This is a genomic window from uncultured Sunxiuqinia sp., from assembly GCF_963974515.1.
In the GTDB taxonomy this organism is placed as follows: domain Bacteria; phylum Bacteroidota; class Bacteroidia; order Bacteroidales; family Prolixibacteraceae; genus Sunxiuqinia.
The window spans coordinates 1-19,370 of record NZ_CAXBDD010000072.1 but is presented as its reverse complement, the minus strand read 5'-3'; the positions used below and the strand labels follow the sequence as shown (position 1 = coordinate 19,370).

Below are 19,370 nucleotides of genomic sequence, written 5' to 3'. Positions count from 1 at the left end.
GGCTATGCCCCGGAGGAATACTATGCTGATCCAGACTTGGTGTTTAAGTATGTGCATCCGGATGATCGCGAGCTTTTGGAGCGGATGCTTCTGGATGACTCTTCGGTTCGCCAGTCGTTGACCTTGCGGTATTTCCGGAAGGATGGCCAACAGATCTGGAAAGAACAACGCAATATTCCAATTTTTAATGACGATGGGCAGTTGGTTGCACTCGAAGGAATAGCCCGCGATGTGACTCTGCAAAAGCAGGCAGAGGAAAAGCTACTACTCAGCGACCGGGTATTTAATTACACCGTGGATATGTTTTGTGTTGCTGGCTTCGATGGTTTTTTCAAAGTACTGAATCCCGCCTGGGAGCGAACACTGGGCTGGAGTAGGGAAGAACTGATGGATAAGCCCTTTCTCGAGTTTGTCTATCCCGAAGATCGCGATGATACTAGAGAAATTGGCGATAAAATGAGTGCAGGAGAAAAGGTGGTTCGTTTTGACAACCGCTACCTGTGCAAAGACGGCTCGCTGAAATGGCTTTCGTGGAGCGCCCACCCGGTTTTGCACGAGCAGATTATGATTGCCTCCTGTCGTGATGTGACCGAGCTCAAGCAAACGCTGGAAGCCTTGCGCGAAAGCGAAGAGAAATACCGTTCGTTTGTTGAGAATAGTCTGGATGCCATTTTGCTCACCAATCCCAATGGCGAAATTTTGTCGGCCAATCCGGCGGCCTGCACCTTGTTCGAAATGAGCGAAGCGGAGATTGTCCGTTGGGGCCGGAGTGGCCTGGTGGATAATACCGACACACGCTTAACCGATCTATTGGAGCAGCGAAGCAAGTACGGCCGGGTAAAAGGAGAACTGTACTTTAAGCGAAAAGATGGGGCGCGTTTGTTGTGTGAATTTACCTCCTCCATTTTTTGCGACCGCCATGGCGAAGAACGAACCAGCATGATCATTCGGGATGTTACCGAGCGAAAAGCACAGGAAGAAGCTCTGCGCGAAAGTGAGGAAAAGTTCCGTAACTTGTTTTATAGCCATACTGCCGCAAAAATGATCATCGACCCCGACAACGGTAACATCATTGAAGTGAATCAGGCAGCAGCTGCCTTGTATGGGTGGTCCGAGAGCGAGTTTGTAAAGATGAACGTAACGGATATCGACACCTTGCCAGCTCCGGCTGTGATGCAGCGCTTGCAGGGGACACTGACTAAGGCGCATGTTAACAAGGAGTTAAAGCACCGGAAAGCCAACGGGGTTGTTTTCGATGTGGAGATATTTAGCAGCCCAATGATCATTAAGGGCAAAAGTTGTCTACATTCTATTGTGCATGATATCTCGGAAAAGAAAAAGCAGGAGCGCCAGTTGCGGTTGCTCAATCGGGCAGTAGAGCAGAGTCCCGTTGCCATGATCATTACGGATATTGCAGGACGAATTGAGTATGTGAATCCGGCGTTTGCCCGCGTCAGTGGTTACCCGCAGGATGAAGTGATTGGTCTGACACCCCGGATTTTGAAGTCAGGACGTCATTCCGATCAATTTTACAGGGAGCTGTGGAAAAACATTCTTGCCGGGAAAGACTGGGCAGGAGAACTGTTAAACAAGAAAAAAGACGGCACCTTGTACTGGGTTGATGCCATTATTTCCCCCATTTTTAACAGCGAGGGAAAAATGACACATTTTGTGACCGTGCGGGAAGACATCACCGAAAAGAAGAAACTAATAGAAGACTTGACACTGGCCAAGGAAAAAGCAGAGGAAAGCGACCGGCTCAAGTCGTCGTTTCTGGCTAACATGAGCCACGAGATCCGAACTCCCATGAACGGGATTATCGGCTTTTTGGAGTTGTTGCAGGAAACTGAGCTGGATGCTGAGGTCAGGGAAGAGTACCTTCACGTGGTTCGCTCCAGTGGTGACCGGTTGATGACTACCCTGAACGATATTATTGAGATCTCCAAGATTGAGGCTGGGCACATCGATCTGAAGGAGTCGGTTTTTGATGTCAGTAAAATGCTAAGCTATTTATGTAATTTCTTTAAGCCTGAGGCCGAAAAGAAGGGATTGTCAATTTCGATGGTGAGTCAGTTGGCTGAGAAAGCATCGATTAAAACCGATAATAATAAGTTGGAATCGATTTTAGTCAACCTGATAAAAAACGCGTTGAAATTCACCACCAAAGGATTCATTGAAATTGGCGTTCAGGAGGAAGATGGAGCGCTTGTTTTTTACGTTAAGGATAGTGGATCCGGAATTGCAGCCGACCGTCACGAATTGATTTTCGACCGCTTTACACAAGCCGAACAGAACTTAACGCGTGCTTACGAAGGATCTGGCTTGGGCCTCTCGATATGCAAGGCATACACTGATCTGTTAAATGGCCGGATGTGGCTCAAATCCGAAGTGGGTAAAGGAAGTACGTTTTATGTATCCATTCCGGGCGGAGTCCAGCCAGCTGAAGACAAAATTACGCGGCAGCAGGTCATTGAACCACACGAAGACACTGCCAACGAAGAGTCCCTGATTCTGATTGTGGAGGATGATGAAGCCAGCTATTATTATCTGGAGGTTGTATTGTTGAGGAAGAAATATCGTTTGTTGCATGCTGTCAATGGTGCGGATGCCGTGGAGTTTGTAAGACAGAATCCGGGGATTAAGTTGGTTTTGATGGATATAAAAATGCCGGGAATGGATGGATATGAAGCAACGCGACAAATCCGGCAATTTAACCCCGGGATTCCGATTATTGCCCAAACAGCTTTCGCAATGACCGACGATATTGAGAAAATCAAGCGCTCCGGATTTAACGATTACGTGAGCAAACCCATTCAAGTTCCGGCCCTGTTAAGCATCATTGAAAAATATATTTAGCAGGCAGATAGAACAAATGCTTGAATATGCTTGTTAGGTTGGATGAAGCTAAGCTGTTCAGCTTCCTCCGTTTGATCGTTTATATTTCGAATTGTTAAACGGACATACTCTGCGTGGTCTTGTAAACGAGTCGATAGGCATCGGCTAAAAGTCATGGTCAATTGTTAGACCAACCCAAAATCTTAAGTATATGAATCGTCAAATCTCTATGCGTATTGGGGTCGTAGGCATTGTCTTGTCCCTGATTTGTCTTCTGTTATCCCATTATTTTTTTCACGAAGTGGTCGAGCTGGCCAAAATCCACCTGACTCCCGATGGACATCTGAATGAAGTGGGGGTAGCTAAACTCAGGCTAATGATATATTTTCTTTTTGCCGGCGTGTTTGGTCTTAGTGTGCTTTTTGCCTTGAATTGGATCAACAAACTTCTGGAGCGCCTGCCCTTACAGCAACTCTCATATGATGTGAGCAGGATTTTTTTTCCTGATCCGGTCTGTTCGCGAAAAAACATTGGGAAACATTTTTTCATTATCAGTTCAGGACTTGCGATCGCACTTCACTTATCGATGCTGGCTTTTGGAGAGCCTCAGTGGGAAGGGTGGGCTGATAAGTTCACTCCAAACCTTTTTGTTGTGGCTGCTATTTTAGTGTTGATCCCTGTTTCGAAGGTGCGCAGGCTAGATATGGCTCCACGGCTCAAGCGAAAAATTAATTGGGGGCTGTTCATGTTATCCGGCTCATTTTTATTGATTTATGGCGAGGAAGTAAGTTGGGGACAGCAGTTTTTCGAAATTGAAACGACGGACCTTTTCAGATTAAACTATCAACAGGAAAATACGATTCATAACTTTTTCAATCCGCTGTTTAAGTATGCTTATCCTTTTGTTGGTTTTGGCTCCTTTATTATGCTTTCCTATTTTTGGCTGATCAACAAACCCAGAGGGCTGATCACCAATCTGTTTATGCCGCATGCCAGTCTGTTTATTTTTTTCTTGCTGATGGCAGGTTCTACCTACACCGGAAACAATGAACCCTATGAGGTTTACCTGGCTATTTTTTCCGTGCTGTATGCCATTCGCCTGATCTTATGCATTAAAAATCCTGGTGAGTTGTTTCTTCCAGGGGCCGATTAATACTCGGGAAGGTCAGTGGATGACCACCAATGAACACCGGATAATTTTTTAATGACATTGGTTGATCCTGTCGATATTCATCAAAGCGTTTTTATCTGCGGCCGGTGCAATGCATGCAATAGCCGCCCTTAGGTATGTAACCGCCACACATAGATGTGTAACCGCCATAACTAAAGATGATCTCTGCCCACCTGGATCTGTATGCTGGCGATCTATAGACGATAGCTGGCCACACAGAAGAGCTGGCCATCAAGTTTGAAGCCGCCCGTGTAAACCCGGATAATTTGTTATTTTTGGGCAAACATTCATTCCATGAACAGAATTGACCTATTCCTCCCCATCATCTTTTTGATGGTGCTCAGTCATCCGGGTTTTTCCCAATCAACCGTTACAAAACTCCAATGTGAATATCTCGAAAATCCCCTGGGGATTGATGAGTCCCATCCGCGTTTCACCTGGCAAACGGTGAGTGAAGAACCGGGCCTCATGCAGCAGGCTTACCAAATTATTGTGGGAACTGATGAGCTTGACGTGAGCTCAGGCTCCGGCAATGTCTGGGAGTCGGAAACCATCAAGTCGGGAACCATTCCTGCAGTTTACCAAGGCCCTGAACTCAATCCCTTTACCCGTTATTACTGGTGTGTCCGGATTCAGGATGAAAGTGCGAATTGGACCGACTGGTCGGAAGTCGTCTGGTTTGAAACTGGCCTGATGGATCAGCACAACTGGAAAGGCCACTGGATTAGCGATACACATGACTACAAGCTGAAGCCGGCACCCTATTTCCGAAAGGCATTCAATACGAAAAAGCAAATTCTGTCGGCACGGGTCTATATATCCGTAGCCGGATTATATGAACTATCCATCAACGGCGAACGAATTGGCGATCACCGGCTCGATCCAACTTATACGCGATTCGACCGGCGAAATTTGTACGTCACTCACGATGTGACCACCAACCTGCGGCAGGGCGAAAACGTGCTGGGGGTGTTGCTTGGCAATGGCTGGTATAACCACCAATCCACGGCGGTCTGGTATTTCGACCAGGCGCCCTGGCGCGCCCGTCCCAAATTCTGCATGGATTTGCGGATCACTTACGCGGATGGATCGGAGGAGACCGTCAGCACCGGGTCGGACTGGCAGACTGCACTAAGCCCGGTTATTTTCAACAGCATTTATACGGCCGAACATTACGATGCCCGATTGGAGCAAGCCGGCTGGGACTCGCCCGGCTTCAAACCGGAAGGCTGGCGAAATGCCATGCCAACCAATGCGCCTTCGCAAAATATTACTGCCCAGGTGTTGCATCCAATTCGTCATGTCACGGAAATCCGGGCAGTGAGCATGACCCGGCAGGGCGAAAGAACCTGGCTGTTCGATTTTGGAAGAAACATGGCTGGGGTGACGAGTATCAACGTTTCCGGAGCAGAAGGAACCACCATTCGCCTGAAACATACCGAACGGCTGGATGAGAATGGAAAAGCGGACATGTCCAATATTGACGTGCACTATCGACCTACAGATGATTCTGATCCTTTTCAAACCGATATCTTTATCCTGCGTGGGGAGGGAGAAGAGCGCTTTATGCCGCGTTTTAACTACAAAGGGTTCCAATACGTGGAAGTCAGTTCTGACCAACCATTGGAGCTGACTAAAGAAAGCCTGACCGCTTACTTTATGCATAGCGATGTGCCTCCTTCCGGGAACGTTCGCTCATCCAATACCACCTTGAATAGGGCTTGGGAAGCTGCCAACGCATCCTATCTTTCCAACTTGTTTGGTTATCCTACGGACTGCCCACAGCGCGAAAAGAACGGCTGGACCGGAGATGCACATATTGCCATTGAGACCGGCTTGTATAATTTCGATGGAATTACGATCTACGAAAAATGGCTGGCTGATCATCGCGATGAACAGCAGCCCAACGGCGTGCTGCCGGCCATCATTCCCACCGACGGATGGGGCTACACCTGGGCAAATGGTCCGGACTGGACCAGCACCATTGCTATTATTCCATGGAATATCTACTTGTTTTATGGTGATTCCCGCTTGCTGGAGCGCTGCTACGACAACATCAAGCGCTATGTGGATCACATTGATGAGCTGTATCCATCGGGCATTACCGACTGGGGCTTGGGCGATTGGGTGCCGGTGAAATCGAAGACTCCCAAAGAATTTACTTCCTCCGCGTATTATTACGTGGATGCGCTGATCTTATCGAAGACAGCCAGTATCCTGGGGAAAGAAGCCGATTTCAAGCATTACACAGCACTGGCCGAAAAGATCAAGAAAACGGTGAATGAAAAATATCTCAACCGTGAAACGGGCTTGTATGGCAGCGGGCTGCAAACCGAGCTGAGTGTTGCTTTATACTGGGGACTGGTTCCGCAGGAATTGCAAGCGAAGGTGGCCGAAAACCTGGCTAAACGTGTGGAAGCCGATGATAAGCACATTGATGTGGGTTTGCTTGGTACCAAAGCCATTTTGAATGCCCTGAGTGAAAACGGGTATCCGGAGCTGGCCTGGGAAGTTGCCTCGCAGGAGACCTTTCCCTCCTGGGGCTGGTGGATTGTGAACGGCGCCACCACCTTTTATGAAAACTGGCCGCTGGATGCCAAAAGCGATATTTCGATGAACCACATCATGTTTGGCGAAATCAGCGCCTGGTACTACAAAGCACTGGGCGGTATTTTCCCGGACGAAGAGCAACCCGGCTTCAAGAATATCCTGTTGAACCCGAATTTTGTAAACGGTCTGGATCAGTTTGAAGCCACACACGAAAGCCCCTATGGCACCATCGTGTCTTCATGGAAACGGAAGGGACGGACCGTTGATTACCAGGTTTCGGTTCCGGCTAACAGCACGGCCAGACTTCGGCTTCGGGGAACAAAGATTGAAGAGAAAGGTAAAAACTTATCGAAGAACACAAACCTTAAAATTCTGGAACTGGATCAGGAACAGGCGATTCTGGAGCTTAAAGCTGGCGACTACCGTTTTTTAATCCGGTAGAAAAATAAAAACGTTCGAAAGTAAGTTGTTAACGATTGGTGCTACTCTTAAATGATCAATTTTGCGCTTTTGAAGAAGCTTGATATCTTCTATAATCATTGCTTTATCGGCTGCTTTGCGCATGTCGTAAATGGTGAGCAAAGCAATGCTCACGGCCTAGAGTGCTTCCATTTTAGGAATGATCCGTTCCGACTGATTTGCAGACAACGAGCACGTGTGTCATTTAATAGCGTAACGTTACCAAAAGGATTCCTGTCAGCTTATTTAATGAGCGTGGGACTGAGTGGATATTTGTTATTCGACGGAAAATATTACTTTTAAAGGCCAGGGAAATGTGAATAGCCTGGGTGTTGTGGTGCCGTTAATGTTATATCTCTGTCATAAAATTACTTCATGCGAGGAACTTGCGTCAAAGTCATATTCAGAGTTATGGGATTGTTCCTGATCCTTTGTTTCCTGCTTTTGGGGAAGAATGTATTGGGACAGAATTTGAATGAAAACTACTTGATGAGTTATTTTTCGGTTGAAGATGGGATGTCTCAAAGCGAAGTAACCTCGATTGTGCAAGACAAGTATGGTTTTATGTGGTTTGGGACACGTGGCGGCTTGAACCGCTTTGACGGTTACGAATTTGTTCCCTATAAGCCCGAACCACACCAAATTAACGGGCTAAAAAATCCTTCGATTGAGTGTTTGTATGTCGATGATCAGGGCGATATTTGGATCGGAACAAAATCGGGTGGTTTAGGAATTTATGACCTTGAAGCACTTACATTTAAAGACTTGGACCGTGTTGCCGGCGAATTCCCCAATCGAATTATTGAGATTTTCAAAGACGATACCGGGAATTATTGGTTTGGAAGTTGGGGAAGTGGATTATATGAATATGACCCCGGAACGAAGAAGATCTCCCATTATATGTCTGGACAGCGTATAAGTGCTATTCTTCAGTCGCAGGATGGTACGATGTGGTTTGGATCGAGCACTGGCTTGAGTTATCGAAAGGCCGACGATGAGGAGATCAGGAGATATCCATTGCGGCCTGGGTATCATGAAGTGACTGAAATTGTTGAAGATCCTGTTGATTCGGTGCTGTGGATGGTTGGCTGGAATAGTGGGGTGGTCAGCTTAAACTACAGCGCCATGACCCACGTATCCTATGATATTGTCAGTGAAGGAGGTCAGCGAGTGACAAATACCTATTCCCTCCTGTTGGATAAAAACCAGCATATTTGGGTGGGAACCTGGGGGAACGGGCTTTACCGTTTCGACAGTGCCAACAAAACTTCGGTTGAAGTTTCATTGCGGCCTGCCGACATGAAGCGAAAATCAGAGGATTACAATATTATTCTTGATATTTTTCAGGATCCCGTTGGCGATATTTGGTTTGGCACTGATGGTGGAGGTGTCGTTAAATTGTCCGATAGCAGACAGTTTCAATCCATTTCTTCTGTCAATAATACCACCGCTGAGTCCTGGCATGTCAATTCGGTCTATGCTTCAGACGAGGGCGAATTATGGATTGGAACCCGCGGTAGTGGATTGTATGTTACAACGGATAAAATCACTTACAAACCGGTTGGTTTTGAGCGCAGAAATCCACAATATGGTAGCACTCGCTTTATGGTAAAAGCAATTGCGCCCGATTCAAAGGGGCGATTGTGGGTAGGGCTTGAAGGCGGTTTATTTATTGTCCATAAGAATAGCCGAGGCCAATATGAATTGGTTGAAGCCACTAAGTATTTTAACAGCACAGAACTTGGTGCTGTTCGAAAAGTGCTTGATATCAAGGAAGTTGGAAGCGAGTTATGGGTGGCTACCCAGCAAAATGGATTGTATGTCTTTTCCTTTGAGAATGGTCAGTATGATCTGAAGAGCTATTTTCGTTCGGGTGACCAAAACCGAAGTTTAGAAGATAACAGAGTTTCTTCGTTGGTTACCGATCGTTCGGGAACGCTTTGGATTGGAACCTATAAGGGCTTGTATTTGATTGGTGAGAATGACTCGATTCCGGTCTCTGTAACGGATTTTTTAGATGAAGAGCAAGAGTTGCTGTGCGATATTATTTTAGCTTGCCATGTTGATTCACTCAACCGATTGTGGTTCGGAACTCCTTGCAGCCTGAATTGCCTGACAAAAAATGAGCAGGGTGAATATGAACTCACTGAATACACCAACAAAGATGGCCTGACAGATGACTATGTTAATGCGGTTGAGGAAGCTTTGGGTTATATTTGGGTGAGTACCAATGCCGGTATTTCACGATTTAACCCGCAAACCGGCGAGTTTCGAAATTATGATGTGAGTGATGGAGTTGGCGGTTACAATTTTGCTGAGGGGGCAAGCTGCAAGGCTGACGATGGCACAATCTATTTTGGAGGCTATGCTGATTTGACTTTTTTTTACCCCGCCCACTTCGAGGACAATATGACCATTCCCGAAATTGCGATCACCAGTTTTAAGGTCATGAATCGTGATGTGCCCGTTCATGAAAAGGGAATATTACCTGTTTCGATTAACGAGGTTGAAAAGCTGACTTTCGACCATACCCAAAAAGAGTTTTCATTCGAGATTGCCGCTTTGGATTATAAGTCTCCGGAAAATAATCAGTATTCCTATCGCTTGATGGATGAAAATGGCGAAGGAGACTGGGTTTATACCGGAAAGCGACGACATTTTTCGTTTAGCAATCTCGCCCCGGGCGATTATACCCTTCAGTTCGCCGGATCAAACAGTAATGGCTTTTGGAATCTTGAAGGGCGGAGAATTCAGATTGAAATACTTCCTCCTCCATGGAAAACCTGGTATGCGTTTACCATTTATATTCTGGTTTTGATGGTGATCGTCTTTCTTATAAACAGAACTTCATTGAAGCAAGAACGCTTGCAGAATGCAGCGCGAATGGAACACCTGAACCGGATTCAGGAACATGAGATGAATGAATACAAACTTCGCTTTTTCACCGATATATCGCATGAGTTGAAAACGCCGTTAACCCTTATTCAAGGCCCGTTGGAGGAGTTGATGTCGACTGATTTTAACAGCTTAAGCCAATCTTTTTTCACCAAACGGCTCCACTTAATTTATTCCAGCGCATCCAAGCTCGTTTTTCTATTGAATCAGCTGCTCGAATTCCGAAAAGTTGAAGTTGGTAAAATGGAACTGAAAGCGTCAGCGTACAATATCGTCGATTTTGTGAAAGGCATCAGCAATGCTTTTCAGGAAATGGCTATTCGCAAAAAGATTGATTTTCAGGTCTTATTCGATGTTCGTCAGCCGGAACTTTGGTTCGAACCTTCAAAGATGGATATTATTATCACCAATCTGTTGTCCAACGCATTCAAGTATTCGGGACAACCGCCAGTCGTTAAGTTGGATTTGACGGAGTCAGAACAGGAAATGATCCTCAAGGTGTCTAATAATGGCAAGGGAATTTCAGAGGGTGAAATTAGTCGCCTTTTTGAGCGGTTTTACCAGGCATCAGGACATAAAAACTACAGTGGATATGGTATTGGACTCTATCTGGTCAAGCGTTTTGTTGACTTGCACAGAGGCCAGATTGAGGTAGAGAGCAAGTCGGGAGCAATGACTCATTTTACCATTCGTCTTCCTAAGGGTTCTGCTCATTTGCTGGAAAATGAGCGGGTAGTCGATGCCCCGGATCTTCAGATCAATGAAATGAAATGGCAGCTTGCTGACCTTACTCCAGCTGGCTCAACGCTAAATCGGGCTGGAAACAATGGCCCCAAAGTGTTGATTGTAGAAGACAATGACGAGGTGCGCGATTACATGGTTAATTTGTTAGTCGACCATTACCAGGTTTTGGAGGCGGAGGATGGTCTGGCGGGATTTCATGCGGCGATTGAGCACGTGCCTGATTTGGTTCTTTCTGATGTAATGATGCCCAAGTTGGATGGCTATGAGTTGTGCCAGCGTATTAAAAACCATGATCGAATTTCGCATATCCCGGTGATCCTGATCACCGCCAAAGATCGGGATCAGGATTATTTGATGGGCACGCGAAAAGGCGCTGATGCTTATCTGACGAAGCCGTTTGATCCGGCTCTGTTGCTGGAGAAAGTAAAACAGGTCATCGCTCAGCGGGCTGCCCTGAAAGCGAAGTACCAGAAAAAGGTGAATCTTGATCCTCTGAACAAAGAGATCACGCCTGCAGATGAAGCGATGATTAAAGCGGTCATCTCGGTCATTGAGAAAAATATCAAGAATCCTTCGCTGGATGCCGATTTCGTGGCACGCGAAATGGGAATGAGCAGCTCGACCTTCTACCGGAAAATGAAGGGTGTGGTGGCGCAATCGCCTGGCGAGTTTATAAAAAGCATTCGCCTGAAGAAGGCGGCAAGCTATTTGGCCGAAACCAACCTGACGGTTTCGGAAATAGTTGAAAACGTGGGCTACGCTGATACCCGAAACTTTCGTAAGAGTTTTGAGGCCGTTTATGGAACCACACCATCTGACTATCGGAAAACAAACCGAAAAGGATAATACGGATTGCTTATTCCACGCTGCGTCGACCAAGGCATAAAAGCACCGATGTTTTTTGTGCGTTTGTGATCGAACGAACACGATGCTTTCTTTTCTGTGATCATCCTGATCAAACGCCATGAACGGCTTTGAGTCTGTTTTAATCCTCAGTTGATTAATGCGTTAGTGCTATTCGTTGACTTGAATTACCCCCTTTTTTGATAATCCGCATAAGAAAAGAAAGAAGGGAAATGCTACCTTATTTGGTTGAATCTCCATTTTCAAATGTTAAAAAATGTTCCAATTTGCATCACGTAATTTGCGCTGATTGGAAATGACATTAAGAAATTTCATGTTGAAAGAAAACAAAGAGGATTGGTTGAGACGCAAGTTGGGACTGAATATCAGAGGCAATCCCAAAATTGTAATTTATTTACTCTATGTCTTGCTAACGCTTTGGTTGATCTTATTATTAACCATCTATCTATAAATACTCAACACTAATTATTAACGAATAAAACTTAGAACCTATGAGAAAAAAACGGAGATGGATTTGTTTATTTCTGACCTTAATGATTTTGTTCGGAATGAACAACCTCTTATTGGCTCAAAACGTGCAGGTAACCGGAACGGTGACTGACACGGAAGGAGAGCCTGTTCCTGGTGTTACCGTTATTCAGAAGGGTACCACAAATGGTACGATTACTGATTTTGACGGGAATTACATCCTGAGTGTATCATCAGGGAGTGTGTTGGTTTTTACTTTTGTTGGGCTTGAGTCCCAGGAAGTGAGTGTCGGAAACCAGCGTGTGATTGACGTTGAGATGGCATCGGCCATGTATGATTTAAATGAAGTTCAGGTGGTGGCTTACGGGCAGCAGAAAAAAGTCTCGATTACGGGGGCCATTACTTCTGTAGATTCTGAAGAACTCTTAAAGTCACCAAGCGCAAGCGTGGCAAACTCCCTGGCCGGTAAAGTAACCGGGCTTAGCACCATCCAGTTTTCCGGACAACCGGGTGCCGATGACCCAACTATTTACGTGCGTGGGGTTGCTTCGCTTTCCGAAGGCAGATCGCAACCACTAATGATTGTCGATGGGGTTGAGCGATCATTTATGCAGTTGGATGCCAATGAAATTGAAAGTGTATCGGTTTTGAAAGATGCTTCGGCAACCGCTGTTTATGGTGTTCGTGGAGCAAATGGCGTTATCATTGTAACAACCAAACGCGGTGAAAAAGGAGCAGCAAAAATCTCCACGAGTTTTTCAACCGGTATGCAGCAGCCAACCCGATTGCTTGAGTTTGCCGATAGTTACACTTATGCTTCGCGTTACAATGAAGCGCAGTTAAACGATGACCCGTCGCTGACAGCTGACCAGCTCCGGTTTTCGCCCCAGGCACTGAACGCCTTTAGCACAGGATCGGATCCGCTGATTTATCCGAATACCGACTGGGTAGATTATATTTTGAAACCCACCGCGATGCAGTACAAAGGAAACGTGAATATTTCGGGTGGAACCGATAAGGTAAAATACTTTGTGTCGGTCGGTTACCTCGATCAAGGGGGTTTGTTCGAAACCTTCGATTCGCAGTATGATTACAACTTTTCGTACAAACGTTATAATTACCGGACGAACCTGGACATCAATGTCACCGAAACCACGAAGGTTGGAATTACTGCCGGCGGACGGGTTGGAGTGACCAATCAGCCCAATGCAAAAGACGGCATGGACCAGCTTTTTCGCTTGATCTACTGGTCGGTTCCTTTTTCAGGGCCGGGCGTTGTGGATGGAAAATACATTCTGAACGGTGATTATTATATTCCGAACCAGAAGAAAGATGGTTTGGATCCGTTTTACGGGCGAGGCTTTTCCAATATCCTAAATAACAACCTGAATTTCGATATCGATATCAATCAAGATCTGAAATTTATCACCAAGGGCTTGAGTTTTAGAACAAAGGTGGCTTACAATACCAACTACACGCACACCAAAGTCCGCAACTCTTCGGTCGCCAATTATGAGCCTTTTTTCCGGAAAGATGTGGATCCGGATGCCGATCCCACTGACATGAGTATTGTTTACCGCAAGAATGGATCAGACGGGAATTTGGGCTACAATGAGAACTATGGAAAAGGCAGGAACTGGTATTTGGAAGCCGGATTTAGCTATAACCGCGATTTTGGTCAGCACAATGTTGGAGGACTGGTGTTGTACAATCAAAATAAGGTATATTATCCGGGACAGTTCCGCGACATCCCAACCGGCCTTGTCGGTTTGGTCGGCCGCGTAACTTATGATTATAACACCAAGTACCTTGTCGATTTTAACATTGGTTACAACGGCTCTGAAAACTTTGCAGAAGACAAGCGGTTTGGTGTTTTCCCGGCCATGTCTGCTGGCTGGATCATTACCGAAGAGCCATTCATGGATGCTCTACCATTCTTCAACTATTTGAAAATACGCGCCTCCTTTGGTTTGGTGGGGAATGATAAAATTGGAGGAGATCGCTTCCTTTACCTTCCCGATAGTTACAACCCTTCTTCCGGAGGCTACAACTTTGGAACCGATAATCCGACCAACCAGACTGCGGCAAGCGAAGGACAAATTGGAAATCCCGATGTTACCTGGGAAACAGCTCAAAAACAGAATCTTGGAGTGGATATGAAATTCATCAATGGAAAACTCGGAGTTAACTTTGACTACTTCATTGAAAACAGGAAAGATATCCTGACCTTCCGTGGAACTGTTCCGGGTTATGTGGCTTACGATTTGCCGGCTGTGAATATTGGAGAAGTGGAAAACAAAGGCTTCGAAGTGGAAACCCGATGGAATCAGGCAGTCAATAGCGATTTTCGTTATTGGATTAATCTGAACACTTCGCATGCCAGAAATACCATCATTTTCATGGACGAAGTACCTCAAAATGAGGATTACCTGTATCGGACAGGCCACTCGGTCAGTCAGCCATTTGGTTATGTATTTGACCGGTTCTTCACCGAAGCCGATGTTGATAATACAAACGTTCCTGATCATCAATACAATCTTCAGCCGGGTGATATGGTTTATCAGGATTTAAACGACGACGGTGTTATTGATCAAGACGATCAACGGGCTATTGGACATCCGCAATATCCGGAGTTCACCTTTGGTGCCAACATGGGTTTTCGTTGGAAGCGCGTTGATGTATCCATGTCGTGGGCAGGTGCCACCAACACTTCCCGTTTGTTAGGTGAAACCTACCGGGTGGCTTTCGGTGCTACGCAAGACCGTTCGCTGCTTCAGTACATGGCCGATGGCCGATGGACTCCCGAAACGGCTGATGCAGCTACCTATCCGCGAATGACTTTGGTGGGGCAGAATAACAACACCAAAAGTTCCGATTTCTGGTTGCGTGATGCGTCTTACGTCCGACTAAAAAACCTGGAGCTGGGGTACAATTTTGATGGCAGTTTTCTTAACCGCTTTGGTATTCAAAACCTCAGGGCATTCCTCAATGGATATAACCTGATCACCATTGATAAACTCGACATCACCGATCCTGAATCCCGCACAGGAAGCGATTCAGCATACCCTCTGACTAAGGTCTATAACCTTGGGGTTAAGGTAGATTTCTAGAATGTACCAGTTAGTTAACCAACAGGTTTTGCATGTTGAAAATGTTACAAATTATGAGAAAAAGAAGTCAAATGAAAAATAATACACTACTCTATGTTGTTGCTGTCATTGGGTTGCTTCTGAGTTCATGTGAGGAGTTGAAGTTCGGGAATGATTTTCTTGAAAAAGAACCCAGTGTGGATGTTACAGCAGATACCATCTTTAACTCGCTGGAATTGTCAGAGCGTTATTTATGGCAGGGTTACCGAACGCTACCTTATGGGCTGAACCTGAACTGGTCGGCTAAAGGAAACAAGATGGGAATGGATATTCTCGAATCGCTTACCGACCTCAATCAAAGTTCTTTAGGCTGGGGCGGAGCTGTTCAGCAATATTATTCCGGACAATATAGTGCCGCTGTTGAAAATTCAGCGACCAACACCAAGTATCACTATATTCAGGAACAAAGTTGGGATGGAATCCGTATCGGATGGAATTTCATCGAAAATTCCTATCGTATTCCTGAAGGTTCCGCGGAGTACTTGGATCAGCTTAGGGCAGAAGCTAAAATGATTATTGCGCTTCATTATACAGATATGTATCGGCACTATGGCGGACTACCGTGGGTGAATCATGCTTATACACCAACGGAAGATACCGACTTGCCGCGCTTAACATCAAAAGCAACGCTTGACTCCATTGTGAGTTTAATCGATGAAGCCATTCCTGACTTACCTTGGGTGATTGAAGACCCGTCGAACTGGGATGGTCGGTTTACCCAGGCTTCAGCAATGGGACTCAAAGCTCGTGTCCTCTTGTTTGGTGCAAGTCCATTATTCAATGATAATGCCCCTTACCTCGAAGGAGAAGCATCTTCCCAGAACATGACCTGGCACGGAGGCTACGATGCTGCTTTGTGGACCCGCACTGCCCAGGCAGCCAAAGCATTGATTGATAAAGCCGAGTCGCAGGGAGGCTATGCGTTGGTGAACACCGGCAATCCGCGTCAGGATTTTCAAAATGCCTACTACCAACGCGGAAACGGCGAAGTTTTGATCAGCACACGAGTACGGTTTAAGGCTCCCGGGTATTGGGACGGAAATTTCTATTTCTTCCAGAGTGCCGGAGGTTATGGAACGGTAAACCCGACCAAAGAATATGTGGATATGTTTGATATGGCCGATGGAACACCTATTGACGATCCGAGCTCCGGCTGGGATCCGGCAAGCCCCTGGGCCAACCGCGATCCACGTCTTTATGAAACGGTGCTGGTGAATGGCGACAGTTTTAGAGGACGGACAGCCGAAATTTGGATTGGTGGCCGCGAACGGCAAAATGCCAATGCCAACGGAAGAGCTTCAGGATTTGGTATTCGAAAATTTTGGTTGGATGGTAACAATGCGACATCCGTTGGTTCAATTATACATTGGCCTTACCTGCGTTTGAGTGAAATTTACCTCACCTATGCCGAAGCGCTGAATGAAGCCAATGGAGGTCCAAATGCGGCGGCTTATGCGGCTGTTAATCAAGTCAGAAATCGTGTTGGCTTAAGCGATCTTCCATCCGGACTTTCGCAGGTCGAATTCCGCGAAGCTGTTTTGAAGGAGCGTGCCTGTGAATTTGGATTTGAAGAAGTCCGCTGGTTTGACATCATTCGGTGGAAACGTGCCGATCTCTTTCAGCAAACGTTGCATGGTGTCAATACCTACAAAAATGGAGATGGCTCATTTAGCTATGAAACCTTCCCACTCTCTGAGCGCTACTGGCAAACCAACTGGTCACCCAAATGGTATTTGAGTGCTTTCCCGCCAGATGAGATTAATAAAGCGTATGGTTTGGTACAAAACCCGGGATGGGAGTAGTTGTTTTTTTAATTCATTAATCGAACTGAAAATGAAAAGAAATAAAATAGTCAAATGGGTTGATGGAATTGCTCCTCAATCGTCGGACGGAGCTTCTGCCAGACATTTCCAGTGGCAAAAGAAAATAAAAAAGAGAGGTATGAAATTAATCGCATTCATTGTGCTGCTTTTGTCAGTACAAACGTTGGCGGGTCAGGAAAACAGCCTGAATGTTCAGGTTGTTGATCCGGCTGGAAAGCCGATTGCCGGTGCGCAGATAGAACTGCTGGCCTTGCCTGATGCGATGGCTGTGACCAGTAGCGAAGGGAATGCGACCTTTAATGTTGTTCCTGAGGGCTTGATGAAGATAAGTTATCAATCCATGGTCAAAGTGGTGCCGGTTACTTCCTCCGATATTCAGGTGCGCCTGGATTATTCAGATAAGAAAATTCAATTAGGATTTGGCAAGGAGCAAGAAGTTGATCAGCTCACGTCATCGATTGATGTGGTGTATTCCGACCAACTGGAAAAAAGCTCGGCCATGAATCCTGAAGAAAGTCTTTACGGCCAGCTTAGTGGTTTAAGCGTTCTGCAAAACGGGGGTGAGCCCTGGAATCGCAGGCCCGATATGTTTATACGTGGAAAAGGCACGTTTAAAAACAGCTCGATGTTGGTGCTGGTCGATGGATTCGAACGCGACATGAATTCCTTGTCATTGGACGAGATTGAAAGTGTTGCGGTGTTGAAAGATGGAGCAGCCTTGGCCATGTATGGTCAGCGAGGGGCCAATGGTGTGCTGTTGGTGACCACCAAAAGAGGAGAGTACAATTCGTTTCATGTTGATTTCAAATTTGAGCAAGGTTTTAATAAACCTTTCCGGACACCTGATTTCCTCAGTGGATACGATTATGCGCAGGCGGTAAACGAAGCCAGTGCCTTGGACGGAAACCCATTTGTTTACTCCGAATGGGACCTTCAGGATTATCAAAGCGGAAATCAACCGTCTTTCTTCCCCAACGTCGATTGGATGGGAGAAACACTCAAGGACTATGGAACGAACACCAATTTCAGCTCCAACTTCCGGGGTGGAGGCGAAACGGTCAAGTATTTTGTAGCGCTTAATTATCAGAATGAGCGTGGCATGTTTGATCATACGACCTTGGATGATCGTTACAATAGCCAAATGAAATACGATCGTTTTAACTTCAGAACGAACCTGGATATTGATTTGACACAAACCACGAAATTCCGGGTGAATGTTGCCGGGGCGATCGATGGACGTAATGAGCCGGGCGCGCGGGTTAGTGGCGTGATGGATGCGTTATACAGCGTTCCATCCGGTGTGTTCCCTGTTGAAACCTTTAACGGTAACTGGGGCGGAACAGAGTATTACGACAACAACCCCATGGCTTTGGTTTCATCCACAGGAGTTCGGACCCCTCACAGCCGTGAGATTAATGCCGATGGACGCATCACGCAGGATTTGAGTGCCTGGCTTGAGGGTTTATCTGCCGAAGTCGCTGTGGGCTATGATAATCAGGTGGCCTACTGGGAAAGCAAAACCCGTGACTTCCTATACGAAAGCGTTGCTGTTGCACGCGATCCGTCAACCGGCGCGATTAGCGATACCACGGTTGCTCTCTATGGTAGCGAAACGGATTTGAATGCTTCCGATAGTTTCGGAGGGCAGCGTCGTCACGCAACCATCTTCGGAAAAGTGAATTATGAAACTTCGTGGAACGAAAGTGAACTGAATACTTCCTTCATCTATCATCAGGATAAGCGCGTAAACGACAAGCAGTACAATACCTTTTTACATCAAAACCTGATTGCCTCGGCCAGCTATGGCTATCAAAATAAGTACTATCTAGACGGTGTTTTGTCGTACAGCGGCAGCAACATCCTACCTGATGGTGACCGCTTCGGATTATTTCCTTCGCTGTCCGCAGGTTGGATTGCAAGCCGCGAGGACTTCCTTCGCGACAGCCGGGTTATTGATTTTATGAAAGTGCGGGCATCCTGGGGTATGAGTGGAAATGACCTGATGGATCCCAATCTATACGACCAAGGCTTCTTCTCAGGAGGAAACTATTTCTTTACCGACAACAACAGTAGCTCCGGAGGCATTGTCGAAGGACAGCTGCCTGCTTTTGGGCTGACTTATGAAAAATCATTGAAGTCAAACCTCGGCGTGGATTTCGAAATGTTGGACCACCTCACGCTGAATATCGACGCTTTTTATGAGAAAAGAAGCCAAATTCTGGCTTCCACAAATGGTTCGGTGCCTTCACTAATTGGTGTTGCACGTCCGGTTGAAAACGTAGGTGAAGTGGAAAACAAAGGCATAGAAGTTTCTCTTCTTTGGGAGAACCAAGTCGGAGACTTCAGCTATCATTTTGGAGGGAATTTCTCTTTCGCCAAAAACGAGATTTTGGAGATGAATGAAGAATTTCA

General features: G+C 46.1%; 7 protein-coding genes. All 7 read left to right on the top strand.

The genetic code is table 11. The annotated features are described in order from the left end of the window. On the top strand, positions 1 to 2,856 hold a 2,856-nt coding region (locus tag AAC033_RS14015; RefSeq protein WP_339739167.1), incomplete at its 5' end, for a PAS domain S-box protein. A gap of 190 nt (positions 2,857 to 3,046) precedes the next feature. Beyond that, positions 3,047 to 3,988, top strand: a complete 942-nt coding sequence (locus tag AAC033_RS14010) for a hypothetical protein (RefSeq protein ID WP_339739165.1) — start codon at positions 3,047 to 3,049, stop codon at positions 3,986 to 3,988. Positions 3,989 to 4,300: 312 nt separating this feature from the next. Beyond that, positions 4,301 to 6,997 (top strand): glycoside hydrolase family 78 protein, encoded by a 2,697-nt coding sequence (locus tag AAC033_RS14005; RefSeq protein ID WP_339739163.1) that lies wholly within the window; start codon positions 4,301 to 4,303, stop codon positions 6,995 to 6,997. A 429-nt stretch (positions 6,998 to 7,426) separates the two neighbouring features. Continuing rightward, positions 7,427 to 11,500: a two-component regulator propeller domain-containing protein gene (locus tag AAC033_RS14000; RefSeq protein WP_339739161.1), complete on the top strand. Its 4,074-nt coding sequence runs from the start codon at positions 7,427 to 7,429 to the stop codon at positions 11,498 to 11,500. Positions 11,501 to 12,009: 509 nt separating this feature from the next. Beyond that, positions 12,010 to 15,096, top strand: a complete 3,087-nt coding sequence (locus AAC033_RS13995; RefSeq protein ID WP_339739159.1) for a TonB-dependent receptor — start codon at positions 12,010 to 12,012, stop codon at positions 15,094 to 15,096. Positions 15,097 to 15,167: 71 nt separating this feature from the next. Next, the gene (locus AAC033_RS13990; RefSeq protein ID WP_339739157.1) at positions 15,168 to 16,937 is read left to right on the top strand and encodes a RagB/SusD family nutrient uptake outer membrane protein; all 1,770 of its coding nucleotides are present in this window, start codon (positions 15,168 to 15,170) and stop codon (positions 16,935 to 16,937) included. 31 nt (positions 16,938 to 16,968) lie between these two features. Continuing rightward, positions 16,969 to 19,370, top strand: a 2,402-nt coding sequence (locus AAC033_RS13985; RefSeq protein ID WP_339739154.1) for a SusC/RagA family TonB-linked outer membrane protein, incomplete at its 3' end; no start/stop codon positions are given.